We start from the raw sequence: 22421 nt of genomic DNA, 5'->3' as shown, positions 1-22421 counted from the left end.
CTTCCGACCAGTTATCCCAGCCTTCCGCACCAGACCTTCCGTAACAGATAGGGACACCCGGCAGTGTACAAACTTGATAATGTCCTCCGGCCGTATGCCTGGGGTTCCACAACAGCCATCGCCGGGCTCCTCGGCCGCGCGGCGTCCGGCGGGCCGGAGGCGGAGCTGTGGATCGGCGCGCATCCGGACTCCCCCTCGGTGGCGCTCAGCCCGGCCGGCACCGGATCGACAGGCGCTCACGCCGCGGCAGCGGACGACGGCGGACGACGGGCCCTGGATGCGCTGATCGCGGAGGACCCGGAGCACCATCTGGGCAGCGACAGCGTGGCCGAATTCGGCCCCCGGCTTCCTTTCCTGCTCAAGGTCCTGGCCGCAGACAGCCCCCTGTCCCTCCAGGTGCACCCGACGCTCGAGCAGGCCCGGGAAGGGTTCGCCCGCGAGGAGGCCGCCGGCGTCGACCGCGCGGCTGCGGAACGCAACTACAAGGACGCCTCCCACAAGCCGGAGATGATCCTGGCGCTGACACCGTTCGAGGCGCTGTGCGGCTTCCGGCCGGCGGCTGACTCCCGTGCCGTGATCCAGGTGCTGGTGGCCGATTTTGAGCTGGCGGGTTTGGAGTTGCCGCCGCTCGTTCCTCTGCTGCTGGCGGATCTGGCGCAGCACGATGAGTCCACGGCCCTCCGCACGGCCTTCGAGCGGCTGATCTCCGGCGGTGAGGACGTCGCGGAGGCGACAGCTGCGATTGTGGCGGCGCTGACCTCGGGGGCCCCGACGGCGCCCTACCAGGCAGAGCTTTCCACCGTTGTCACGCTCAATGCGCAGTACCCGGGCGATCCGGGCGTGCTGATTTCACTGCTGCTCAACCGGATCTCGCTGGCGCCGGGCGAGGCTGTCTACCTGCCGGCCGGCAATATCCACGCCTACCTGCACGGCCTCGGCGTCGAGGTCATGGCTTCCTCGGACAACGTGCTGCGCGGCGGGCTGACCCCGAAGTTCGTGGACGTGCCGGAACTGCTCCGCACCGTCTCCTTCGAGGCCGTCGGCGTGCCGATGCTCAGCCCGGAGACGACCATGCTGGGACAGGAGGTCTTCCGGCCGCCGTTCCGGGAATTCCAGCTGCAGCGCGTCGAGCTCGAGCCCGGCGCCGGGCCCGTGCCGCTGGCGCAGTCGGGGCCCGCCGTCATCATCGTGGTCTCCGGTTCCGTGCTGCTGGACTCCCCCAAGGGTGAACTGCGGCTGGAGCGCGGCGCGAGCGCCTTCCTGCCCGCGGCCGAGGCGCCGGTCAATGCCCATGCTGCCGCCGGTGCCACCGGGACGGCCCTGGCCTTTGCGGTCACCACTGCCCTGAAGGCCTGAGACCATGGACCATTTCCTGCAGAGCCCCGCGTGGGCTAAATTCCAGCGCGACCTGGGACGGACCGTGCATGAACGCTCGGGCCCAGGCTGGAGCTTCCTGGCCATCGAGGAAAGCAACCCGGCGGGGAAGCTGCTCTACGCCCCCTACGGCCCGGTGGCCGCTTCCCTGGCCGCGTTCGACGCCGCCCTGGCGGCACTGACGGAGCTGGCCCGCAGCTGCGGCGCCGTGTTCGTCCGCATCGAACCGGTCGACGCCGGCTTCACTGCCGCCGACTCCGGTGCTGTCCTGCGCGCGCGCGGCCTCCGGCCGGCCCCGGCGAACCAGCAGCCGGAACGCACCTGGGTCGTGGACCTGGACCGGGACTTCAAGGACGTCCTGGCGGAGATGAAACCGGTGAACCGCAACCTGTACCGGAACATCCACAAGAAGGCCGTGACCTTCCGTTCCAGCCAGGACCCGGAGGAGATCTCGGTCCTGCTGGGCTTCCTGCACCTGACGGCGGCGCGCAGCGGTTTCAAGCCGCAGAGCGACGACTATCTCACCCAGGTCGCCCGCTCCCTGATGCCGAACGGTGCCGCGACACTCTTCATCGCCGAACTCGAGGGCGAGCCGATTGCCGCCGCCCTCGCGTACGACTCCGCGGACACCCGCACCTACGCCCACGCCGCGCTGGATGACGCACACCGGAAGCTCAGCGCCGGGATTCCGCTGCTGGTCACCCTGATGGCCGATGCCAGGAACAAGGGGCTGAAGCAGGTGGATCTCTGGGGCGTGGCCCCCGCGGACGAGCCCGACCACAAGTGGGCGGGGTTCACTTCCTTCAAGAAGTCCTTCGGCGGGCACGAGGTCGCGTATCCCGGGACCTGGGACCTGCCGGTGCGCACGGTACGCTACAACGGATACCAGCTGGCCAGGAAGGGCGCTCAGGCGCTCCGCCGCGGCCTCGCGGCGGCCCGGACGCTGCCCGTCCGGCTGCGCGGCGCACTCCGCCGTTAGCCCTCCCCCACTGGACATGCCCAGTGTGAGCCGCGGCGGGTGGACATAGACCCGCTATGTCCTTTCCCGGGCCCGAACATTGGACGTGCCCCGCTTTGGCAGCGCAACCCGGGGCACCAACACTGGACATGCCCCGTGGCAGCAGAACAACTCGGGGCATCGCCACTGGACATGCCCCGTGGCAGCAGAACAACTCGGGGCACCACCACTGGACATGCCCCGCGGCAAAACCGGCGCGTGAACATAGACCCGCTATGTCCATTCCCGCGCCCGGACAGTGGACATGCCCCGCTTTGGCAGCGCAACCCGGGGCACCACCACTGGACATGCCCAGTGTGAGCCCCGGCGCGTGAACATAGACCCGCTATGTCCATTCCTCGGCATCAACACTGGGCATGTCCCCGTGGGTGCCTAGTGTCCGGCGGCGGCGGCTTTCTTCTGGGCCTCGTAAGCGCTGGCGACCATGTCCTCGACGGAGTGCCGCATCTTCCAGTCCAGGTCGCGGGCGGCCAGGGAACCGTCGGCCACAATCCTGTCCGGGTCCCCCGCGCGGCGGGGACCGACCTCCGGCTCGAAGCCGATGCCGGTCACCGTGGCCATCGCCGTCATGATCTGACGGACGGAGAGCCCGTCGCCGGACCCGAGGTTGTAGACCCGTTCCAGCGGCGTACCCGCTGCGAGGGCCCGGGCGGCTGCGACGTGCGAGGTTGCCAGGTCGGCCACGTGCACGTAGTCGCGCACGCAGGTGCCGTCGGCGGTGTTGTAATCGGTGCCGTTGATGCGCGGGGTCTTCCCAGCGGTCAGTGCGCGGAGCACGATCGGGAAGAGGTTGTGCGGACTTGTGTCGTAGAGCTCGGGTGAGCCGGACCCGACGACGTTGAAGTACCGCAGAGAGGTGTGCTTCAGCCCCCGCGCCCTGCCCTGGTCGCGGATCAGCCACTCGCCGATCAGTTTGCTCTCGCCGTACGGGGATTCCGGCCGTGTCGGGGTGTCTTCGGTGACGATGTCCCCGGTTGGGGTGCCGTATGTCGCGGCGGAGGAGGAGAAGACCAGCTTGTCGACCTCGGCGAGTTCCATGGCCTTGAGCAGTTCTGCCGTGCCGGTGACATTCTGCTCGTAGGTCAGCAGCGGCTCCTGGACCGAAACGCCGGCGTATTTGAAGCCGGCGAGGTGGATCACGCCCGTCACGCCGTGATCCAGCATGGTGCGGGCCACGAGTTCAGCGTCGAGGATGGTGCCGTGCACGAACGGAACATCGTCCGGGACGAACTCGCGGTGCCCGCTGGAGAGCGAATCAACCACCACCGCCTGCATCCTGGCCCCGCGCAAAGCGGAAACCACATGAGAGCCGATATATCCTGCGCCACCTGTTACGAGCCATGTCATGGCTCCACCCTACCCAATGCCGTACCGGCCCGAGCCGCCCGGAAACGGCGGATCCCGGGGCGCGAGACGCGCCCCGGGATCCGGGTGTCCTGGTTGAGGCAGCTGCTAACCCTTGCGGGCGTAGCCTTCCCACTTGCTGGCCTGGTGCTCGCCATCGACAAAGCGGATGGTCCCGGACTTGGAACGCATCACGATGGACTGGGTGAGGACCTTGTCCTTGGAGTAACGCACGCCCTTGAGCAGGTCACCGTCGGTGATGCCCGTGGCGGCGAAGTAGCAGTTGTCGCTGGAAACGAGGTCGTTGGTCGACAGCACCCGGTCCAGGTCGTGGCCGGCGTCGATGGCCTTCTGCTTCTCGTCGTCGCTGGTGGGCCACAGTCGGCCCTGGATCACACCACCGAGGGACTTGATGGCGCAGGCCGTGACGATGCCTTCCGGCGTTCCGCCGATGCCCATCAGGGCGTCGACGCCGGTGCCCGAACGGGCCGCGGCGATGGCGCCGGCGACGTCGCCGTCCATGATGAACTTGGTCCGCGCACCGGCCTCGCGGATCTCTTCAACGAGCCCACGGTGGCGGTCGCGGTCCAGGATCATCACGTTGAGCTGGTTGACCTTGACGCCCTTGGCCTTGGCGATCAGGTGCAGGTTCTGCTTGACCGGCAGGCGCAGGTCAACCATGTCGGCGGCTTCCGGGCCGGTGACGAGCTTCTCCATGTAGAACACCGCGGAGGGGTCGAACATGGAACCGCGTTCCGCGACGGCGAGGACGGCGAGGGCGTTGTTGATGCCGAGGGCAGCGAGGCGGGTTCCGTCGATCGGGTCGACGGCGACGTCGCACTCGGCGCCGGTGCCGTCACCAACATTCTCGCCGTTGAAGAGCATCGGGGCTTCGTCTTTTTCACCTTCGCCGATCACGACAACACCGTTGAAGTGGACGGTCTGGAGGAAGGAACGCATGGCGTCGACGGCGGCGCCGTCGGCCTTGTTCTTGTCCCCGAACCCCACCCAGTGGCCGCCGGCAATGGCGGCGGCTTCGGTGACGCGGACCAGTTCCAGAGCAAGGTTGCGGTCCGGCTCGTCGATGCCGACGGCGAGAGACGGCGAAAGCGTGGAGTACTTCTGGGTCATTGGCGGTGGTGTCACGTGGACCTCTTCTTCGAGTGGCGATCATTGAAGCCGTGCGGACAGGATCGATCCGTCACGGTGATTCTTAGTTTGTAATCTCGTCTGATACTGATCATAGTCGCGGTGGAAAGCTGCGTCTTGGATTGACCATTCCGTGAACGGCCCGTCCCCGGCCCGCCCTGCACAGCCGAATGTGAGATCAGCCCGGAATGGGCGACTATAGAGGGGTGAGTGAATTGCAGGAAACGCCCCCCGCAGCCCCAGCTTCCCCCGCCGGCACGCCCGGCCGGGAAGTACCCGGCGCCGCCGGCCAGCCGCCCGTCAAGCCCGTACTGAGCGCCGGTGCGGCGAAGCGCGCGAACGCCTCGGTGATGGGCATGATCATTGCGCTGGTCCTGAGCATCGCCGCGTTCCTGCCCATCGTCCTGATGAACCCCTCGCCCAAGACCGACGGCTACCGGCCGAACGTCAACGTCAGCGCCGTGGCGCAGAACGCCGCCGATGTGGCGGGATTCACACCCGTTGCCCCCGACGCCGGCGACACATTCCGCGCGAATTACGCCCGCTGGCAATCCGGTACGGGCAGCGGCGTCCCAACCTGGGAGGTCGGCTACCTCACCCCCAAGGAATCCTTCATTGGACTGGTGCAGACGCGGCAGTCCAATCCCACCTGGCTGCTGCAGCAGGTGAAGAGCGCGCCCGTGACCGGCACCCGCAACGCCGGCGGACGCGACTGGGAACTCCGCGACACAGGCAAAGACGAGAAAAGCATGGTGCTTGCCGACGCCGGCGGCACCACCGTGATCCTGACCGGATCCGCCCAGCTGGATGAATTCACGGCGCTGGCAGCAGCGGTGGTCAAGGACCTTGAGGGCAAGTCCGGCACTGCGGGCCCCGCGTCACCCGGGAGCACCACGGATGCAACAGTTTCACCCTCCGCCGTCCCTTCGCCGTAAGCTAAAGCCGTGGCCACTTATCTCACTCCCGCCCTTGCCTGGCGCCGTCTCCGCGAGGGCAACGAACGTTTCGTTTCCGGCGAATCGTCCCATCCCAACCAGGACGCGTCCCGCCGGTCCTCGCTGGTGGAGAACCAGCATCCCTTCGCGGTGATCTTCGGCTGCTCGGACTCACGCCTTGCCGCCGAAATCATCTTCGATCTGGGCCTCGGCGACGCCTTCGTGGTCCGCACCGCGGGCCATGTGATCGACGACGCCGTGCTCGGCTCGCTCGAATACAGCGTCAGCGTTCTCTCCGTGCCGCTGATCGTCGTCCTGGGGCACGACAGCTGCGGGGCGGTCACGGCCACCAAGAAAGCGATGGAGACCGGAGAGATGCCCGTGGGTTTTATGCGCAGCCTCGTGGAACGCATCACACCCTCGGTGCTGACCTCGCTGCGCAACAACCAGCACGAGGTCAACGAGATGGTCGTCGAAAACGTCAAACAGACCTCGCAGCGGCTCGTGGACAGCTCACGGGTAATTTCCGAGGCTGTCGGGAGCGGACGGGCCGCAGTGATCGGGCTCGCCTACAGCCTGGCCGATGGCCGGGCGGACCTCGTTTCCGGAATCGGCGAGCTCTAGGTTCACGCAGCGGCCAAGTAGCAAGACCTTCACGGTTTTCGATGGGACGCCTCCGCCCAATAAGCTAGCCCCATGACTTCCACAGAAGAGTTGAACACCGAAGAGTTCCGCATTGAACACGACACGATGGGCGAGGTCCGGGTCCCCGTGAACGCCCTCTACCGTGCCCAGACGCAGCGTGCGGTCGAAAACTTCCCGATCTCAGGTAAAACCCTGGAGCGCACCCACATCGAAGCCCTCGCCCGGGTCAAAAAGGCCGCCGCGCAGGCCAACGCAGAACTGGGAGTGCTCGACGGCGAGCTCGCCCAGGCGATCGCGGACGCTGCCGATGAGGTCGCCACCGGAAAGTACGACGGCGACTTCCCGATCGACGTGTTCCAGACCGGTTCGGGCACCTCATCGAACATGAACACCAACGAGGTCCTTGCCGAACTGGCGACCCGCGCGCTTAAGGCCGCCGGCAGCGACAAGGTGGTCCACCCCAATGACCACGTCAACGCCTCGCAGTCCTCCAACGACGTTTTCCCGACCTCGGTCCACGTGGCCGCCACTTCCGCGCTGATCAACGACCTGATTCCGGCGCTGGGCTACCTCGCGGCATCCCTGGAGCGCAAGGCCGTCGAGTTCAAGGACGTCGTGAAGTCCGGCCGCACCCACCTCATGGATGCCACCCCGGTGACACTGGGCCAGGAGTTCGGGGGCTACGCCGCGCAGGTCCGCTACGGCGTCGAGCGCATCAACGCCTCCCTTCCCCGCGTCGCTGAGGTTCCGCTCGGCGGCACCGCCGTCGGCACCGGCATCAACACCCCCGCCGGGTTCCCGGAACGCGTCATCGAACTGCTCGCCGCCGACACCGGACTGCCGCTGACCGAGGCCCGCGACCACTTCGAGGCCCAGGCCAACCGTGACGGCCTGATCGAGGCCTCGAGCCAGCTCCGCAACATCGCGATCTCCTTTATGAAGATCAACAACGACCTGCGCTGGATGGGCTCCGGCCCCAACACCGGCCTGGGCGAAATCGCGATCCCCGACCTGCAGCCGGGCTCCTCGATTATGCCCGGCAAGGTCAACCCGGTGATCTGTGAGGCGTCCATCATGGTCTGCGCACAGGTCATCGGCAACGACACCGCCATCGCCTGGTCCGGTACCAACGGCGCCTTCGAGCTCAACGTCGGCATCCCCGTGATGGCCGCCAACCTGCTCGAATCCGTGCGCCTGCTGGCCAACACCAGCCGCGTCATGGCCGACAAGATGATCGACGGCATCACCGCGAACGTCGAGCGCGCCCGCTACCTGGCCGAGGCCTCGCCGTCGATCGTCACACCGCTGAACAAGTTCATCGGCTACGAGAACGCCGCGAAGATCGCCAAGAAGTCCGTGGCCGAGGGCCTCACGATCCGCGAAACCGTGGTGGCGATGGGCTTCCTGGAACGCGGTGAACTGACCGTGGAGCAGCTGGACACGGCCTTGGACGTTATGTCCATGACCCGTCCGCCGCACAAGGCCTAATACCTGGGCCCAGCCGCCGCGCCCCCGGGCCGCGGCGGCGTCCGACGGCGGCCGGCCCCTTTCCAGCGAAAGGCGCCGGCCGCCGTTGTGTTGGCGGCCGGCCCCTTCTCAGCGCGGCGGAACCCCTCCCCCGGCGGCCCGCCGCTCCTCGGCGGTGTAGGCGGCGGCGGCGGCAGCGTCCGCCATGCTGGCCCCGGACAGGCGGGCCTCCCGCAGCCTGCGGGTCTTGGCCGACTGCCCGGAAAAGGCCGCGTCCACGTTGCCGGCCGCGTACGTGAGCGCGTCTTCGGCCCGGATGCCGAGCCCTTCCGCGGTCAGCACGGCGTCCTGGTTGGCGCCCAGGTACGTGAACTGCCAGCCCCACTGGCTCTGCTGCTGCTCCACCAGGGCTTTCACCATGGGGCCGGTCGCCTCCCTGGAGGCGTTCTCATGCCCATCGGTCAGCACCGCCACCAGCACCGTGCCTGGGCGCTGCTCTTCGGGGAGGGCGGCCAGTTCCTCCCCGGCCTCCCCGATCAGCCGGATCATGGCGTCGTGCAGGGCCGTGGAGCCGCGCGGCTGCAGGTCCAGCGGCGGCACATCCCGGATGTCAACGGCGGCGTAGACCCGGTCGTAGACGTCATCGAACTGCGCCAGGGACAGCCGGCAGCGGCCCGGAACGGACTGCTGCTCCCGGACAAACGCAGCAAATCCGCCCACGGTGTCATCGGCAATGGAACTCATGGATCCGGAGCGGTCCAGAAGGACGTACACGTGCGTCAGAGCTGAATCTGTCATGTTTCCCCATTTCCGGTCCGGGCGCACCCGGACCAACCTTCCCAGCGGCTGGCTGGATAGGAGCAGGCTACGGCGGGGCACCGACAAAAAGCTCGAAAGCCGCGTCGGCGCACGTGTTGGGCTTCCCAGCGCCGGCGCCCATGGCCCCATCAGGCCGGCAGGAGCACCATGGCCGCGGCCGTTCCGGCCAGCATGAACGGCCCGAAGGGGATGCTCGATTTCAGCGTGCCCTGCCGCGAAACCAACAGGGCCAGGCTCCACAATCCGCCAAAGAGGAACGCCGCGAACGTCCCGGCGAACACGTGCGGCCAGCCGAGGAACCCCAGGTACATGCCGAGCACCCCTGCCAGCTTGACGTCGCCAAAGCCCATACCCGGCGGATAGACCGCCCGCAGCAGGAAGTAGAAGAGCCACAGCGCCGCTCCGCCGGCGACCACGCGCAGCCCGGGCACGCCGAAGAGCCCGGCCCCGCCGTCGGGCGCGGCCGCCGCGGCCGGGGCACCCGACACCGCGTGGACCACCACCGCGCCGAGCAGCAGCACACCGGCGACGGCGTAGCCCGGGAGGACGATCCGGTCCGGCAGCAGATGGTGCCGGACGTCGATGACCGTGAGCCGGACGGCCACAACCGCCAGGTAGGCGCACGCCAGAAGCACCAGCCAGTAGGCCAGTGGGGTCACTTCGCCCAGTCCGCCGAGTCGTTGGATCACCCTCGGATGCTACTGGAATTTCCGGCGGCCAGGGCCGGGCCCGCGCGTAAACTGTGGATATGGCCGCATGGGACACCTCGAATCCGCGCTCGAACCCGCGCGGGCCGGGCACGCCCGGGGACCCCGCGGAACAGGCGGCTGCGTTCCGGCACCTGTGCCGTTCCTCGCCGTGGAAGTGGCAGTCACTGCGCTTTGAATACCTGGACCGGCCCCTCGCCGTCGATCCCGGCGGCACCGAAACAGCCCCGCCTCCGGATCTGGTCTGCGCGTGGCTGCGCCGCCCCGGCGCCCTGCGGCTGGAGACGGCGGACGGGCTGGTCCTGCAAAGCACGACCGGCATCAATGATTCCCGTGACGTGTTTTATGTCCGCTCCACCAGGAAAACCTGGCTGCTGCCGCCCCACCTCGTCACCCCGGTCTACGACGACCGCGGCCTCGTCCGGCGCCGTCCCGAAGCAGCCTACGGCGAGCCCGGTTTCGGCAACGGCCGCTTCGCCGCCGCGCTGGACCCGGTGGAGCTGGCCGGCAACGCCCCCGTGCCGCTCGAATTCCCCAACGCCAACGCCGTGGAGCTGGACGGCATCAGCGAGGTGATGCACGAGGGCCGCCCCGCCCTGGAGGCCACCGTCACCCCGAACCCCGGCTACCGCCCCAGCCACCCCGGCGCGCCGCTGTGCCGCCCGGGCGGCACGCTGGTGAGGATCGACGCCGGCACGGGCGTTTGCGTTGCCAGCCGGTGGCTGGAGGGCGGCCAGGCAGTCCCCGCCCTGGACAGGGATGGACGGGAACCGGATGGACGGGCAGGCCCAGGGCAAGGGTCCGGGCCGGCAAAGGATGGGCCGGAAGCGTACGGGCACTGGCTCCGGATTCTGGGCGTGGACGAGTACATGCTCGATGACCTGTTCCTCGCCGAGTCCATGAACCTCACCGACGTCCGCCGGCACATCAGCTGGGAACTCCCGGCGGGCTGACCGCGCGTGTGACTGGCCGACGGCGGCCCCCGCCGCTAGGCTTCCCGGATGACTGAGCTTGCCCGCATCTGGCCGCCCTTTGGCCTAACCCTGACCACGCCCCGCATGGTGCTCCGGCCGATCCGCGACGAGGAGATCCCCGCGGCGGTGCAGGCGGCCCTGAGCGGCATCCACGCACCCGGCCGCAGCCCCTTCAGCAGGCCGTGGGCGGAGGCGCCGGCCGGGGAGCTCGGCCCGAACATGGCGCAGTGGTACTGGCGGTGCCGCGGGACCATGTCGCCGCAGGAATGGACCCTGCTGCTCGGCATCTGGCACGAGGGTGACTTCATCGGCTGCCAGGACATCGAGGCCAGGGACTTCGCCACGCTCAGGACGGTCAGCACGGGGTCATGGCTCAGGCAAAGCATGCAGGGCCGGGGACTCGGCAAGGAAATGCGCGCCGCCGTCGCGCTCTACGCCTTCGATTGGCTCGGCGCGGAGGTCGCGGAATCCGAGGCGGCCGCCTGGAACCGGCAGTCCCTTGGCGTCTCCCGGTCCCTCGGCTACGAGCTCAACGGCACCACCCGCGTCAACTGGGGCGGGACGCTCCACGAAGCCCAAAAAGTCCGGCTCACGCCTGCCGTCTTCAACCGCCCCGACTGGCAGCTAAGAGTCGAAGGCCACGAAGCAACGGCCAAGTACCTGGGGATCGACCTGCCGAGCGCAACACCCTCCCCCGGAAGCTGACCGAGCGCAAAGGGGAAGCACAAACCGGTCCACAGTCCGTCGCGACGGTGACGGGCGCACTGCCGCGCTGCGGGTCCTTCGCTCAGGAGCGCATCGCGGCACATCGGCCCCCAAAGGTCGCCCAGCGACCGTCGGGGGTCGATGGGTCGTGTCTAAGCGACGGCGAAGGGGCCGCGGCCCGGCAAACCCAACCATCGCCCGCACCTTTGGGGGCCGCGGCCCGGCAAACCCAACCATCGCCCCCCGCAACGGGCGAGCTGAAATGCCTGCCTAGATCTCCGCCCCCTCGAGCAGTTCCGTCACCAGCGCAGCGATCGGCGAGCGCTCCGAGCGGGTCAGCGTGATGTGGCCGAAGAGCGGATGCCCCTTGAGGGTCTCGACGACGGCGGCAACGCCGTCGTGCCGGCCGACCCGGAGATTGTCGCGCTGGGCGACGTCGTGGGTCAGGACAATCTTGGAGTTCTGACCGATCCGGCTCATCACGGTGAGCAGCACGTTCTTCTCCAGCGACTGGGCCTCGTCCACGATCACGAAGGCGTCGTGCAGGGAGCGTCCCCGGATGTGCGTCAGCGGCATCACCTCGAGCATGCCCCGGTCCATCACTTCCTCCACAACCTCCTGGCTGACCAGGGCGCCGAGCGTGTCGAAGACGGCCTGCGCCCACGGGTTCATCTTCTCTGCCTCGGAGCCGGGCAGGTAGCCGAGTTCCTGCCCGCCCACCGCGTAGAGCGGCCGGAAGACGATCACCTTGCGGTGCTCCCGCCGCTCCAGCACGGCCTCAAGCCCGGCGCACAGGGCCAGCGCGGACTTGCCCGTGCCGGCCCGCCCGCCGAGGGACACGATCCCCACGGAGGGGTCCATCAGCAGGTCGATCGCCAGCCGCTGTTCGGCCGACCGCCCGTGCAGCCCGAACACGTCGCGGTCACCCTTGACGAGCCGGACCTGCTTGTCCGCGCCCACCCGGCCCAGGGCGGATCCGCGCTGGGAGAGGATCACCAGGCCGGTGTTCGTCGGCATCTCGGCCGCCTCCGGGATGAAGACCGGCTCGTGGCCGTAGAGGGTTGAGACCTCCTCCTCGCTCGCGTCGATCTCCGCGACGCCGGTCCAGCCCGAGTCCTTGACGAGTTCGTTGCGGTACTCGTCGGCCTGCAGCCCCATGGCCGAGGCCTTGACGCGCATCGGCAGGTCCTTGGACACCACCGTGACGTCGCGGCCCGCGTTGGCGAGGTTCTTGGCGACGGCGAGGATGCGGCTGTCGTTGTCCCCGCCACGGAAGCCGGCGGGGAGCACGTCGGCGGAGATGTGGTTCAGCTCCACCATGAGGGTGCCGCCGTCGTGGCCGAGCGGGATGGGGCGGTCGAGCCCGTTGTGCTCCAGCCTCAGGTCATCGAGGAGTCTGAGCGCCTTGCGGGCGAAATAGCCGAGCTCGGGATCGTGGCGCTTGCCTTCGAGTTCGGTGATGACCACGATCGGCAGGATCACCTCGTGCTCGGCGAAGCGCAGCAGGGCCCGCGGGTCCGAGAGCAGCACCGAGGTGTCGATCACGAAGCTCCGGGCCGGTTCCTTCCTTGCTGTCCCTTCCCCGGAAACAGCAAAACCGGCTGCAGCGTCAATCTCCGCTGCACCGGGATGTGAGGTGACTCGCTTGGCGCGAGAGGTAGCTTTCTGTCCCTGGTCGGTCACGACGTCGGGCAGTTGTTCAGAAATAGCCACATCGACTCCAGCCCCGGGGCGCATGCCCGGAATTGTTATTGGTGAGGCGGCTCGGCCTTGAGGCCGGACGCGGCCTCCCATACACCCGGTGCGAACTTCCGCTCCATGTACTGGCCTCCCCGATCAGCCGGCGGTTTGCCTGCTGATGGGATTAACGTACGTCCGGGGTGCGACGTTTCAGCGCCAATTTTTCGGCGATTCTTATAGCCATCGGATGAACACCGGATGTCGTGTCAGGAGCCGTAGCGTCGCTGCCTGCCGGCGTAGTCGCGGAGGGCCCGGAGGAAGTCCACTTTCCGGAAGGCGGGCCACAGGGCCTCGCAGAAGTAGTACTCGCTGTAGGCGCTTTGCCACATCAGGAATCCGGAGAGCCGCTGTTCCCCGGAGGTGCGGATCACGAGGTCCGGATCGGGCTGGCCGCGGGTGTAGAGGAAGCGCGAGATGTCATCGACGCTGAGCTCGTCGGCCAGTTTCCCGATGTCCGTGCCGCGGGCGACGGCGTCGTGCAGCAGTTCGCGGACGGCGTCGACGATTTCGCGGCGGCCGCCATAGCCGACGGCGACGTTGACGTGGAGTTTCTCGCGCGCCGGGGTGCGGGCCGTGAGCCGGTTGAGCCGGGCCGCGAGGTAGTCAGGCAGCAGTTCCGGGGCGCCCATGGCATGGACCGAGATTTCGGCGTCCTCGTCCAACCTGTCCAGCGTGTTGGCGATGATCCCCATGAGCAGGTCGAGTTCCTCGCCCGAACGGTTCATGTTGTCCGTGGAGAGCATGTAGAGGGTGACCACTTTGACGCCGAGTTCCTGGCACCAGCCGAGAAATTCGTGGATCTTGTCGGCCCCGGCCTGGTGCCCCTGGCTGGTCGGCGCGTTGAACTGCCGCGCCCAGCGCCGGTTGCCGTCCACCATCACGCCGATGTGCCGGGGGATGCGTTCCGGGTCCAGTGACCGCTGGAGTCTGCGCTCGTAGAAGCCATAGAGGAACCCGGGCATTTCCATCCGGAGATTCACCTGGCTTCCTTGTACGACTGCAGTGCACATCCTAGGCTACCCGCCGGAGCGCGGGCCGGGTGCAGGGACGTGACGTTTTGGCCCCACCAGTCATATTACTCGCGGGTAACTTACTGGACCGTAGGATATTATGGCGGCATGGAAAGCAACACCCACGAGCCCCGGCCGGAGCAGCCTTCGGACCGTAGGACCGGCCCGATGGACGATGCCGCGGTCCGGTTGGCGGAACTCCTGATGATCAAGCCGAAATGGCGCGGCTGGATCCACACAGTGACGGCCCCGCTGGCGCTGGCCGCCGGGCTGGTACTCGTGATCCTGGCCCCGACGCCGGACCTGAAGATTGCCTGCGCCATTTACGCCTTCACCGGGGTCCTGCTCTTCGGCATCAGCGCCATCTACCACCGGGGCAACTGGTCCCCGGGAGTGAAGATCGTGCTGAAGCGGCTGGACCATACGAATATCATGCTGGTGATCGCCGGAAGCTACACGCCCCTTGCCTGGGCGCTCCTGGACCGGCCCAAGGCCGAACTGCTGTTGTGGGTGATCTGGTCCGGGGCCATCCTGGGCGTGCTGTTCCGGCTGCTGTGGACCGAGGCCCCGCGCTGGCTGTATGTGCCGATCTACATCGCCCTGGGCTGCGGCGCGCTGTTCTATCTGCCGGAATTCTTTGCCGCCAATGTCGCCTCCGCCGTGCTGATCTGCGTGGGGGGTGCCCTCTACATCACCGGCGCCGTCTTCTACGCGTTGAAGAAACCGAACATCAGCTACTCACACTTCGGTTTCCATGAGCTGTTCCACGCGCTCACGGTCCTTGCCTTCGCCGCGCACTACATCGCGATTGCCATCGCCGTCCTGAGCTGATGTCCCCGCCAATCCGGCTCGGTCAGGGCAGGCCTGCCGCGATGAGGGCGGGCAGCTGCCGCATGTCGTGGAAAACGGTGGTGCCCGGACCGGCCAGCCGCTCCGCCGGGGTCACGCCGCCGGCGTAGGCGAAGACGTGCATCCCGGCCGACCGGGCCGCCTGGACGCCGTGGGCGCTGTCTTCGACGACCGCGCAGCGTTCCGGTGCGGCGCCGAGCACCCGGGCAGCGTGCAGGAACAGGTCGGGGGCCGGTTTCCCCCGGGCGACGTCCGTGGCGCTGAAGAGCCGGCCTTCGAAGCGGTGCAGCAGGCCGGTGTGCCCCAGCGTCCGCCGCATCTTGGCGTGGCTTCCGCTGGAGGCCACGCAGTGCGGGAGACGGATCCCGTCCAGCGCCTCCACCACGCCGTCCACCGCCACCAGCTCGCGCTCGAACGCCGATCGGTACCAGGGATCGTACGTCCGGTCCCAGCCCTCGCAGAGTTCGATGCCCAGCTGTTCCTCGATCACGGCGATGAAGTGCGACTCGCTCCTGCCCACGAAGCGCTCCACAATCTCCTCCTGCGCCAGCTCCCACCCGAGGTCGGCGAGCACCAGCTGGTCCACCCGGACGGCGATCACCTCGGAATCGACCAGGACGCCGTCGCAGTCGAAGACCACAAGCTCGAAACCGTGAAATGTCATGCAGACATGGTAGCCAGGCGCTCCCGCAGCTGGCCCGGAGAACGCACCGGAAACCCGCACACCATGCCGCGGCACAGATAGACCAGGGGCGACCCGTCGGCGGCCGCCCCGCGCCCGCGCAGCAGGGGCACCGCGACGTCGTCGTCCTGCCCCGCATCCTCCCCGGCCGGGTTCTCCCCGGCAGCCATTTCCCGTGCTGTTTCTTCCCTTGAAAGGGTTGCCTGCAACGCGATCACCAGTCCGGGGCTCGGCGAGAGCAGCAGCTCGCGGTGCAGCGCCGCCCGCTCCGGGGTGTCCGGCCCGACGACGGCGGCCTCCACCGGGCCGGCCAGCGCCGCATGCGCCGTGGCGAGCAGCCAGCCGGCCGCACGGGGCGCGCGGGCAGCCAGCGGCGGCAGCAGCGAAAGGATGTTCCCGGCAAGGGCGCGGTGTTCCGGGGAACCGGAGAGCGCCGAACAGGACAGCAGCGCGCCGGCGAAGGCGGCCGCCCCGCTCGGCGTGGCGGCGTCGAACAGCTCCAGCGGCGCGCGTCCGCCCTGGGCGTTGGCGACCTGATCCGACTCCACCGCGGTGTCCCGGAGCGCGCCGTCCGCGGTGAACCGTGCACAGGCTGCGGCCAGGATTCCCTCCGCCAGCCGGTACCAGCGGGGCCGGCCGGTGACGGCGTAGAGCGCTATCAGGCCCTCGACGCAGAACGCGTAGTCTTCCAGCAGCCCGCCGATCCCCCGCGCGACGCCGGCATGGGAAACCCGAAGGAGGGTGCCGGGTTCACCGGCGGCACCCGGCCGCCAGTGCACGCGGTCGAGGTACGCTGCGATCCGCCCGGCCGCGGCCACCAGCCGGGGCTGCTCGAGCACCGCGCCGGCTTCGGCCAGGGCCGCGACGGCCAGCCCGTTCCAGCCCGCCACCACCTTGCCGTCCCGGGCCGGCTGGGGCCGCCGGGACCGCTCGGTGAGCAGCACCGGCCTCACCCGCTGCCACAGTGCCGCCTCGCCGGCGCTGGGCGCCCGGCCGGGGTGCAGCGGGGATCCGTCCGCGGAGACGGTGCCGCGGGCCCGGACGTTCATGAGCCGGGCGACGGCGGCGCCGTCGCCGGGTCCCAGGGCGGCTTCCAGCCCTGCGGGGGTCCACAGGTAGCTGGCGCCCTCGGCGTGGACGCCGTCCACGACGGTGTCGGCGTCGAGGGACGAGGCCAGAGCCTCGGGAAGCTGCCCGTGCACCGCTTCGGGAGGCCGCGCGTGGCCGGCTTCGTCCGTGCCGAGCCCCAGCGACGCCAGCAGCCAGCCGGCCGTGCGTCCGGCGACGTCCGCTGCTTCCGCGGCGGGGTACTCGGGCGTGCCGCCGAGCCTGACCCAGTGGACGTAGACGCGCAGCAGCTGGGCGTTGTCGTAGAGCATTTTTTCGAAGTGCGGCACGGACCAGTCCCGCGTCACGGAGTAGCGGGCGAAGCCGCCGTCGAGCTGGTCGAACAGGGCCGAGCGGGACATCGCGGCGAGCGTCCGGCCCGCCAGGCCGCGGGCCTGCGCCGCGGTGTCGGCCCCGGCCCCCTGCGAGGCGGGCTCAGGCGCGGCGGGCTCCGGCGCGGCGGGTTCGGGTGAGGCGTGCTCAGGCGCGGCGGGTTCCGGTGCGGCGGGTTCCGGTGCGGCGGGTTCCGGTGCGGCGTCGGTTGAATCTACGGCATGTGGAGAGACGGCGGCGTGCCGGATCAGGAATTCCAGGACCGCCGACGGCGGGAACTTCGGCGCGGCGCCGAAGCCGCCGCCGGAAGGGTCTTCGTCGGCCGCCAGCGCCTGCACGGCGTGCGCGGGCAGTGCCGGATCGAGGGGCTCCGGCGCACCGCCCAGCCGCACGGCGGCGCTGAGCTGCGAGGCGGCAAGGCCGCGGGCCAGGGCGGCTGCGTTCTGTTCCACGGCATCGCGGCGCTCCCGCCAGGCGTCGGCCACCGCCTCCAGGACCTGGCGGAAGGACGGCCTGCCGGGCAGCGGCCACGGCGGATAGTACGTCCCGGCATGAAAGGCCCGGCCGTCCGGGAGCAGGAAGACGGACATGGGCCAGCCGCCTTCACCGCTGATCGCCTGGGTGGCGGCCATGTAGACCGAGTCGACGTCGGGGCGCTCCTCACGGTCCACCTTCACGGCCACGAAGTTGGCGTTCAGGAAGGCTGCGGTGTCCCGGTCCTCAAAGGATTCCCGGGCCATGACGTGGCACCAGTGGCAGGCCGCATAGCCGATCGAGAGGAAGACCGGCACATCGCGGGCGGCCGCGAAGGCAAAGGCCTCATCGCCGAACGGCCGCCAGTGCACCGGGTTTCCGGCGTGCTGCCGGAGGTAGGCAGAGGGTTCTCCGCCCAGGGCGTTGGCTGCCTCCGGGAAGGTGTGGCGGGCGCCGGAGTCAGCGGCTTCCGGGTCCCGCATCACCGTTGGCTTCCGGGCGGGTGGCAGGCCGGCCGGCGGGGTCCTCGAGCCGGGGTGTCCCCGTCCCGGCGGTCCGGGGACCACCCTCGAGGGCGGCTGCCTCGGCGGCCGCCGCGCGTTCCTCCTCCACCTGGGCACGGTAACGGACGCGTCGGATGCGCCGGACCATGTCCACAATCAGCAGCGCCGTCAGCACCACGATAAAGGCGGTCAGGAGGAAACCCAGCAGGCCGGGCGTCACCTGGTCCTGGGACAGTCCGGGGCGCAGCGACGGCGAGGGCGTGGGCGCCGGGGTGGTTGCCAGGGCGAGGAGCAAGGAATGCACGGTTTGGAACCTTCTGTGGGGCTGACTGGCGGCCCGGCGAGAGCTGGCCGCGGAGCTGCGTTGAACTGAATCCACAACGTCTTCTACGCGTCATAGAAATGGCCTGTTGGGTCTATCTTAGCCCGGCGAAGAAGTCCTTCTCAGGCAGTTCGACCGGGACCCTGGCCTGGATCAGCGAGTAGTCCTCCCAGGGCCAGACGCGGCGCTGCATCGCCGGGGAAACGGCGAAGAAAAAGCCCTCCGGGTCCACCTGGGTGCGGTGCGCCCGCAGTGCGTCGTCACGCGCCTCGAAAAAGTCCCCGCACTCGATCTGCGTGGTGGTCGGGTGGGTCGGCGCGGGCGGGGTGTGGCCCTCGGCGTCGGCTTCCAGCCAGGCGGCAAGCCGTTCGGCGTAAGGCGAACGGAGACCCGATTCCTCCAGCGCGAAGTGCAGGGCACGGAACCGTTCGGGGCTGAAGGCTCGGTCGTAGTAGAGCTTGCCCGGTGCCCAGGCTTCGCCGGTTCCGGGGTAGCGGTCCGGGTCCCCGGCGGCGTCGAAGGCCTCGACGGCGACGCGGTGCGCCATGATGTGGTCCGGGTGCGGGTACCCGCCGTTCTCGTCGTAGCTCAGGATCACCTGGGGCTTGAACTCCCGGACCAGCCGGACCAGCGGGGCGGCGGCCCGCTCCAGCGGCAGCGTGGCGAAGGAACCTGCCGGCAGCGGCGGCAGCGGATCGCCTTCGGGCAGCCCCGAATCGACGAAGCCCAGCCAGCGCTGGCGGACGCCCAGGACCTGGGCGGCGTGCGCCATCTCCAGCCGGCGCGCGCCGGCCATGTCGCGCTTGGGATGCGGTTCGCCCTCCACGGCAGGGTTCTGGATGTCCCCGCGGGATCCGTCGGTGCAGGTGGCCACGAGGACGTCGACGCCGGACGCGGCGTACATGGCCATCGTTGCGGCGCCCTTGCTGGATTCATCGTCGGGATGAGCATGGACAGCCAACAGCCGAAGCGGCGCTGACGGGCTGGTGGACGCTGTCATTGTGGGACGGCTCCTCTTTCATCTACAGATACAGAAAAAATCTTCAGGTACAGAACGCTTGGCGGGAACAGCGGCCGGATCGGCAGCGCGGCAAATACCCGTCCCGATCCACACTAAACTGGACTGGTGACTTCCAAGGATCAGCCTGCCGCGCCAGCGCCTGCATCACCCAGCCTAGCCAATCGTTACGGCGGCCAAAAGCGGACGCTCAGCGGCAAAGCCAAACGCACCATCCTCATTCTTTCCCTTGTCGCCGGGATGGGCTTTATGGCCTGGATCTCAACCTCGAACGCGACGGAGAGCGTCACCTTCAAGGACATCGGCTACAGCACGCCGGACGCCACCCTGGCGGAGATCGACTTCCAGGTCACCAAGGAACCGGCGACCGCCGTCAAATGCTCGGTCAAGGCGCTTGATTCCAAGTTCGCCGTCGTCGGCTGGAAAGTCGTGGACATCCCGTCCAACGCCGCCGATGCCGGCTCGGACGGGGGGCGCACCACTGCCCACCGCGCAACAGTGCGCACCGAGTCCCTGTCCGTATCCGCCGTCGTCGACAGCTGCTGGATTCCCGACGCCGGCCAATAGCGCCGCGGCGTTGCGCCGGCAGGAGCTGAGCGGGAGTTGTCCTGGACTCGGCCGCGGCACGGCACGGCATGGTGTGATCCACACCGCAGCCTTCTTTGGTTTATCCACAGGATTGACTACAATGGATCAATACCTTTCCCCCGCTGAGCTGGTTACTGAGTCCCAAAAGTGGCCACCGTGGCGGGGTCTTTGCTTGTTTGACCACAAAGGAGAAGTCCGTGTCTACCACCAACAGCGCGCCTGCAGCTTGGCTTACCCAGGAAGCTTTTGACCGCCTGAAGGCAGAGCTGGACCATCTCTCCGGCCCCGGCCGGGCGGAAATCGTCCAGAAGATCGAGGCGGCTCGCCAGGAAGGCGACCTCAAGGAGAACGGCGGCTACCACGCGGCCAAAGAGGAGCAGGGCAAGATTGAGGCCCGCATCCGCCAGCTGACCGCCCTGCTCCGGGACGCCCACGTGGGCGAGTCCCCGGCCGACGACGGAATTGTCGAGCCCGGCATGATCGTGGTCGCCAAGATCGCCGGCGATGAGGAAACCTTCCTGCTCGGCTCCCGGGAAATTGCCGGCGACTCGGATCTGGACGTCTTCAGCGAAAAGTCACCGCTGGGTGCTGCCATCGTCGGCCACAAGGCAGGCGACAAGCTCAGCTACACCGCCCCGAACGGCAAGGACATCTCGGTGGAGATCCTGTCCGCCAGGCCGTACGCCGGCTAACACCCGGCCCGCCGCAACCCAGCACAACGACGCCGGCCCTCCCCACTCGGGAGGGCCGGCGTCGTTGTGCTGCCGCCTGCCGGCGTCGTGCGTTACTGCCTGCCGCGGAGCGCTCCGGCCCGCGGCGCGCTCAGCAGCAAGGCTGCGATCACTCCCCCGATGGCCCCGCCGAGGTGCGCCTGCCAGGACACGTAGCCGGCGACCGTGGGCAGGATGCCGAACAGGATTCCCCCGTACGTCAGGAACAGCACCACCGAGAGCAGGATCTGCCACCAGTTGCGGTTGAAGAAACCGCGCACCAGCAGGAACGCGAAGAGGCCGAAGACCAGGCCGGACGCCCCGACCGTGACGTTGAAGCCGCCGATCAGCCACACCACCACCCCCGAGACGAGCCAGCTCAGGGCCAGGGTGGTGAAGAACACGCGGCGCCCGGACAGCACCACCAGGAAGCCGAAGATGATCAGCGGAAGCGTGTTGGAAAACAGGTGCGCCAGGTTGGCGTGCAGCAGCGGAAACGTCAGGATGTCCAGGATCCCGTCGAGGCTCCGCGGGCGCAGGCCGAACGTGCCGTTGAGGGAACGGAGCATGAGGGTGTTGATGATCTCGATGACATACAGCGCCAGCACGAACAACCCCACCACCAGCAGTCCCTTGCGGGCGCGCGCCGCCGCGGTGTCGCCGCCGCGCGGGCTGCCGTTCCGGGTGGAGTCAAGCATCACGGTCCCCTAGTGCACAACTATTGGCTGGAAGCCCTCGGCCCGGAGCGCCGCGAGCACCTGCTCGCAGTGTTCGTGGCCCTTGGTCTCCAGGTTCACGGTGATGGACACATCGCCCATGCTAATGGATCCGCCGACCCGTGTGTGGTCCAGGCCCGTCACGTTGGCGTCGTTCTCGGCGATGATCCGGGCGATCGTGGCCAGCGAGCCGGGACGGTCGTCCAGCATCATCCGCACGGTCATGTACCGGCCCGCGGCGGAAAGGCCGCGCTGGATGACCTTGAGCATGAGCATCGGGTCAATGTTGCCGCCGGAGAGCACCACCGCGACGGTGCCGGGGTTTTCGATCTTGCCTTCCATCAGCGCCGCGACGCCGACAGCGCCGGCGGGCTCGACGACCATCTTGGCGCGTTCCAGCAGGAAGATGAGCGCCCGTGCCAGGGCGTCCTCGCTGACGGTGACGACGTCGTCGACGAGCTCCCGGATGATGCTGAAGGGCAGCTGGCCGGGCCGGCCCACGGCGATGCCGTCGGCCATGGTGGAGACGCGCTTGAGCGGCACGAGGGCATCCGCGGCCAGCGAGGGCGGGTAGGCGGCCGCGTTTTCGGCCTGGACACCGATGATGCGGATCTCCCGGCCCAGTTCCTTCGCCCTGGCCTTCACGGCCACGGCGACGCCGGCGAGAAGTCCGCCGCCGCCAACGCCCATCAGGATGGTGTCGACGTCGGGGACCTGTTCCAGGATTTCCAGGCCGACGGTGCCCTGGCCGGCGACGACGTCGACGTCGTCGAAGGGGTGGACAAAGACTGCTCCGGTCTCGTCGGCGTAGCGCTTGGCCTCGGCGAGGGCTTCGTCAACGTTGTGGCCGTGCAGGACGACTTCGGCTCCGTGGCTGCGGGTGGCGGCCAGTTTGGGCAGGGCGACTCCCAGCGGCATGTAGATCCGGGCCTTGATGCCCAGGCTCTTGGCCGCGACGGCCACACCCTGGGCGTGGTTGCCGGCCGAGGCCGCCACGACGCCGCGTTTCATTTCCTCGGGGGACAGCTTGGCCATCCGGACATAGGCTCCGCGGACCTTGAAGGAACCGGCCCGCTGCAGGTTCTCGCATTTGAGGACGACCTCGCCGCCGACCATGCTGCCCAGGGCACGGGAAGATTCAACCGGCGTCCGCGTAATAATCCCGTCGAGCAGCTTCTGCGCCTCCATGACATTGTCCAGCGTGACGGGCAGGCTCTCAAGGGTGTTCACGA

General features: G+C 68.6%; 22 protein-coding genes. 10 read left to right on the top strand and 12 right to left on the bottom strand.

The window, feature by feature from the left end:
* Nucleotides 1-63 precede the first annotated feature (63 nt).
* Both manA and QK291_RS10160 read left to right on the top strand, forming a co-directional pair.
* The gene (gene manA, locus QK291_RS10165) at nucleotides 64-1356 is read left to right on the top strand and encodes a mannose-6-phosphate isomerase, class I (protein WP_282381372.1); all 1293 of its coding nucleotides are present in this window, start codon (nucleotides 64-66) and stop codon (nucleotides 1354-1356) included.
* Between the two features lie 4 nt (nucleotides 1357-1360).
* Nucleotides 1361-2353: a peptidoglycan bridge formation glycyltransferase FemA/FemB family protein gene (locus QK291_RS10160; protein WP_282381369.1), complete on the top strand. Its 993-nt coding sequence runs from the start codon at nucleotides 1361-1363 to the stop codon at nucleotides 2351-2353.
* Nucleotides 2354-2764: 411 nt separating this feature from the next.
* Here QK291_RS10160 and galE read toward each other — a convergent pair whose 3' ends face one another.
* Both galE and glpX read right to left on the bottom strand, forming a co-directional pair.
* Nucleotides 2765-3739, bottom strand: coding sequence for a UDP-glucose 4-epimerase GalE (galE, locus tag QK291_RS10155; protein ID WP_282381368.1), 975 nt, complete (start codon nucleotides 3737-3739; stop codon nucleotides 2765-2767).
* Nucleotides 3740-3844: 105 nt separating this feature from the next.
* Complete coding sequence (glpX, locus tag QK291_RS10150; RefSeq protein WP_282381499.1) at nucleotides 3845-4867, bottom strand: class II fructose-bisphosphatase; 1023 nt, start codon at nucleotides 4865-4867, stop codon at nucleotides 3845-3847.
* A 206-nt stretch (nucleotides 4868-5073) separates the two neighbouring features.
* Here glpX and QK291_RS10145 point away from each other — a divergent pair, with 206 nt between their 5' ends.
* The 3 genes from QK291_RS10145 (at nucleotide 5074) to QK291_RS10135 (ending at nucleotide 7953) form a co-directional block, all read left to right on the top strand.
* Entirely contained in the window at nucleotides 5074-5820 is a 747-nt protein-coding gene (locus tag QK291_RS10145; RefSeq protein WP_282381366.1) for a DUF4245 domain-containing protein, read from the top strand.
* 9 nt (nucleotides 5821-5829) lie between these two features.
* Entirely contained in the window at nucleotides 5830-6444 is a 615-nt protein-coding gene (locus QK291_RS10140; protein ID WP_282381364.1) for a carbonic anhydrase, read from the top strand.
* Nucleotides 6445-6516: 72 nt separating this feature from the next.
* A complete protein-coding gene (locus tag QK291_RS10135) occupies nucleotides 6517-7953 on the top strand; it encodes a class II fumarate hydratase (RefSeq protein ID WP_282381362.1) in 1437 nt (478 codons plus the stop codon).
* Nucleotides 7954-8061: 108 nt separating this feature from the next.
* Here the strand turns inward: QK291_RS10135 and QK291_RS10130 are convergent, their stop codons facing one another.
* Nucleotides 8062-8730 (bottom strand): vWA domain-containing protein, encoded by a 669-nt coding sequence (locus QK291_RS10130; protein WP_282381360.1) that lies wholly within the window; start codon nucleotides 8728-8730, stop codon nucleotides 8062-8064.
* Between the two features lie 149 nt (nucleotides 8731-8879).
* The gene (locus QK291_RS10125) at nucleotides 8880-9440 is read right to left on the bottom strand and encodes an A24 family peptidase (protein ID WP_282381358.1); all 561 of its coding nucleotides are present in this window, start codon (nucleotides 9438-9440) and stop codon (nucleotides 8880-8882) included.
* Between the two features lie 59 nt (nucleotides 9441-9499).
* On the opposite strand from QK291_RS10125, the gene QK291_RS10120 reads away from it, so the two are divergent.
* A complete protein-coding gene (locus tag QK291_RS10120; protein WP_282381357.1) occupies nucleotides 9500-10411 on the top strand; it encodes a hypothetical protein in 912 nt (303 codons plus the stop codon).
* A 48-nt stretch (nucleotides 10412-10459) separates the two neighbouring features.
* Entirely contained in the window at nucleotides 10460-11137 is a 678-nt protein-coding gene (locus QK291_RS10115; RefSeq protein WP_282381355.1) for a GNAT family protein, read from the top strand.
* Nucleotides 11138-11407: 270 nt separating this feature from the next.
* On the opposite strand, the gene QK291_RS10110 is transcribed toward QK291_RS10115, so the two are convergent.
* Together QK291_RS10110 and QK291_RS10105 are read right to left on the bottom strand one after the other, a co-directional pair.
* Nucleotides 11408-12850 (bottom strand): PhoH family protein, encoded by a 1443-nt coding sequence (locus QK291_RS10110; protein WP_282381353.1) that lies wholly within the window; start codon nucleotides 12848-12850, stop codon nucleotides 11408-11410.
* A gap of 233 nt (nucleotides 12851-13083) precedes the next feature.
* Entirely contained in the window at nucleotides 13084-13845 is a 762-nt protein-coding gene (locus QK291_RS10105) for an isoprenyl transferase (protein WP_282381497.1), read from the bottom strand.
* Between the two features lie 210 nt (nucleotides 13846-14055).
* Here QK291_RS10105 and QK291_RS10100 point away from each other — a divergent pair, with 210 nt between their 5' ends.
* Nucleotides 14056-14718, top strand: coding sequence for a hemolysin III family protein (locus QK291_RS10100; RefSeq protein WP_282381495.1), 663 nt, complete (start codon nucleotides 14056-14058; stop codon nucleotides 14716-14718).
* A gap of 22 nt (nucleotides 14719-14740) precedes the next feature.
* On the opposite strand, the gene QK291_RS10095 is transcribed toward QK291_RS10100, so the two are convergent.
* The 4 genes from QK291_RS10095 to mca form a co-directional block, all read right to left on the bottom strand.
* Nucleotides 14741-15400: an HAD family hydrolase gene (locus QK291_RS10095; RefSeq protein WP_282381351.1), complete on the bottom strand. Its 660-nt coding sequence runs from the start codon at nucleotides 15398-15400 to the stop codon at nucleotides 14741-14743.
* Nucleotides 15397-17814, bottom strand: coding sequence for a DUF255 domain-containing protein (locus tag QK291_RS10090; protein WP_282381349.1), 2418 nt, complete (start codon nucleotides 17812-17814; stop codon nucleotides 15397-15399). The genes QK291_RS10095 and QK291_RS10090 overlap by 4 nt, the downstream gene beginning before the upstream one ends.
* A complete protein-coding gene (locus QK291_RS10085) occupies nucleotides 17792-18139 on the bottom strand; it encodes a hypothetical protein (protein ID WP_282381348.1) in 348 nt (115 codons plus the stop codon). The genes QK291_RS10090 and QK291_RS10085 overlap by 23 nt, the downstream gene beginning before the upstream one ends.
* A gap of 112 nt (nucleotides 18140-18251) precedes the next feature.
* Nucleotides 18252-19157 carry a mycothiol conjugate amidase Mca gene (mca, locus tag QK291_RS10080; protein ID WP_282381346.1) on the bottom strand — a complete coding sequence of 302 codons (906 nt, stop codon included), beginning with the start codon at nucleotides 19155-19157 and terminating at the stop codon, nucleotides 18252-18254.
* Between the two features lie 126 nt (nucleotides 19158-19283).
* On the opposite strand from mca, the gene QK291_RS10075 reads away from it, so the two are divergent.
* On the top strand, nucleotides 19284-19742 hold the full coding sequence (locus QK291_RS10075) for a DUF4307 domain-containing protein (protein WP_282381344.1): 459 nt from the start codon (nucleotides 19284-19286) through the stop codon (nucleotides 19740-19742).
* Nucleotides 19743-19960: 218 nt separating this feature from the next.
* Entirely contained in the window at nucleotides 19961-20455 is a 495-nt protein-coding gene (greA, locus tag QK291_RS10070; protein WP_282381342.1) for a transcription elongation factor GreA, read from the top strand.
* A 92-nt stretch (nucleotides 20456-20547) separates the two neighbouring features.
* On the opposite strand, the gene QK291_RS10065 is transcribed toward greA, so the two are convergent.
* On the bottom strand, nucleotides 20548-21171 hold the full coding sequence (locus tag QK291_RS10065) for a rhomboid family intramembrane serine protease (protein WP_282381339.1): 624 nt from the start codon (nucleotides 21169-21171) through the stop codon (nucleotides 20548-20550).
* Nucleotides 21172-21180: 9 nt separating this feature from the next.
* Entirely contained in the window at nucleotides 21181-22419 is a 1239-nt protein-coding gene (gene ilvA, locus QK291_RS10060) for a threonine ammonia-lyase (protein WP_282381337.1), read from the bottom strand.
* Between the last annotated feature and the right edge of the window lie 2 nt (nucleotides 22420-22421).

This window comes from Arthrobacter sp. AL12, assembly GCF_029960645.1.
Lineage (GTDB): Bacteria > Actinomycetota > Actinomycetes > Actinomycetales > Micrococcaceae > Arthrobacter.
Note: the sequence above shows the minus strand (reverse complement) of the source record. Positions and strands in the feature narration are given on the sequence as shown.

Coding starts and splice junctions, on each gene's coding strand:
- QK291_RS10115 (WP_282381355.1), top strand. CDS start 10,460: ATGACTGAGCTTGCCCGCATCTGGCCGCCCTTTGGCCTAACCCTGACC.
- galE (WP_282381368.1), bottom strand. CDS start 3,739: ATGACATGGCTCGTAACAGGTGGCGCAGGATATATCGGCTCTCATGTG.
- QK291_RS10065 (WP_282381339.1), bottom strand. CDS start 21,171: ATGCTTGACTCCACCCGGAACGGCAGCCCGCGCGGCGGCGACACCGCG.
- mca (WP_282381346.1), bottom strand. CDS start 19,157: ATGACAGCGTCCACCAGCCCGTCAGCGCCGCTTCGGCTGTTGGCTGTC.
- QK291_RS10130 (WP_282381360.1), bottom strand. CDS start 8,730: ATGACAGATTCAGCTCTGACGCACGTGTACGTCCTTCTGGACCGCTCC.
- QK291_RS10145 (WP_282381366.1), top strand. CDS start 5,074: ATGGGCGACTATAGAGGGGTGAGTGAATTGCAGGAAACGCCCCCCGCA.
- QK291_RS10100 (WP_282381495.1), top strand. CDS start 14,056: ATGGACGATGCCGCGGTCCGGTTGGCGGAACTCCTGATGATCAAGCCG.
- QK291_RS10135 (WP_282381362.1), top strand. CDS start 6,517: ATGACTTCCACAGAAGAGTTGAACACCGAAGAGTTCCGCATTGAACAC.
- QK291_RS10090 (WP_282381349.1), bottom strand. CDS start 17,814: ATGCGGGACCCGGAAGCCGCTGACTCCGGCGCCCGCCACACCTTCCCG.
- QK291_RS10160 (WP_282381369.1), top strand. CDS start 1,361: ATGGACCATTTCCTGCAGAGCCCCGCGTGGGCTAAATTCCAGCGCGAC.
- QK291_RS10095 (WP_282381351.1), bottom strand. CDS start 15,400: ATGACATTTCACGGTTTCGAGCTTGTGGTCTTCGACTGCGACGGCGTC.
- glpX (WP_282381499.1), bottom strand. CDS start 4,867: ATGACCCAGAAGTACTCCACGCTTTCGCCGTCTCTCGCCGTCGGCATC.
- QK291_RS10105 (WP_282381497.1), bottom strand. CDS start 13,845: ATGGAAATGCCCGGGTTCCTCTATGGCTTCTACGAGCGCAGACTCCAG.
- QK291_RS10120 (WP_282381357.1), top strand. CDS start 9,500: ATGGCCGCATGGGACACCTCGAATCCGCGCTCGAACCCGCGCGGGCCG.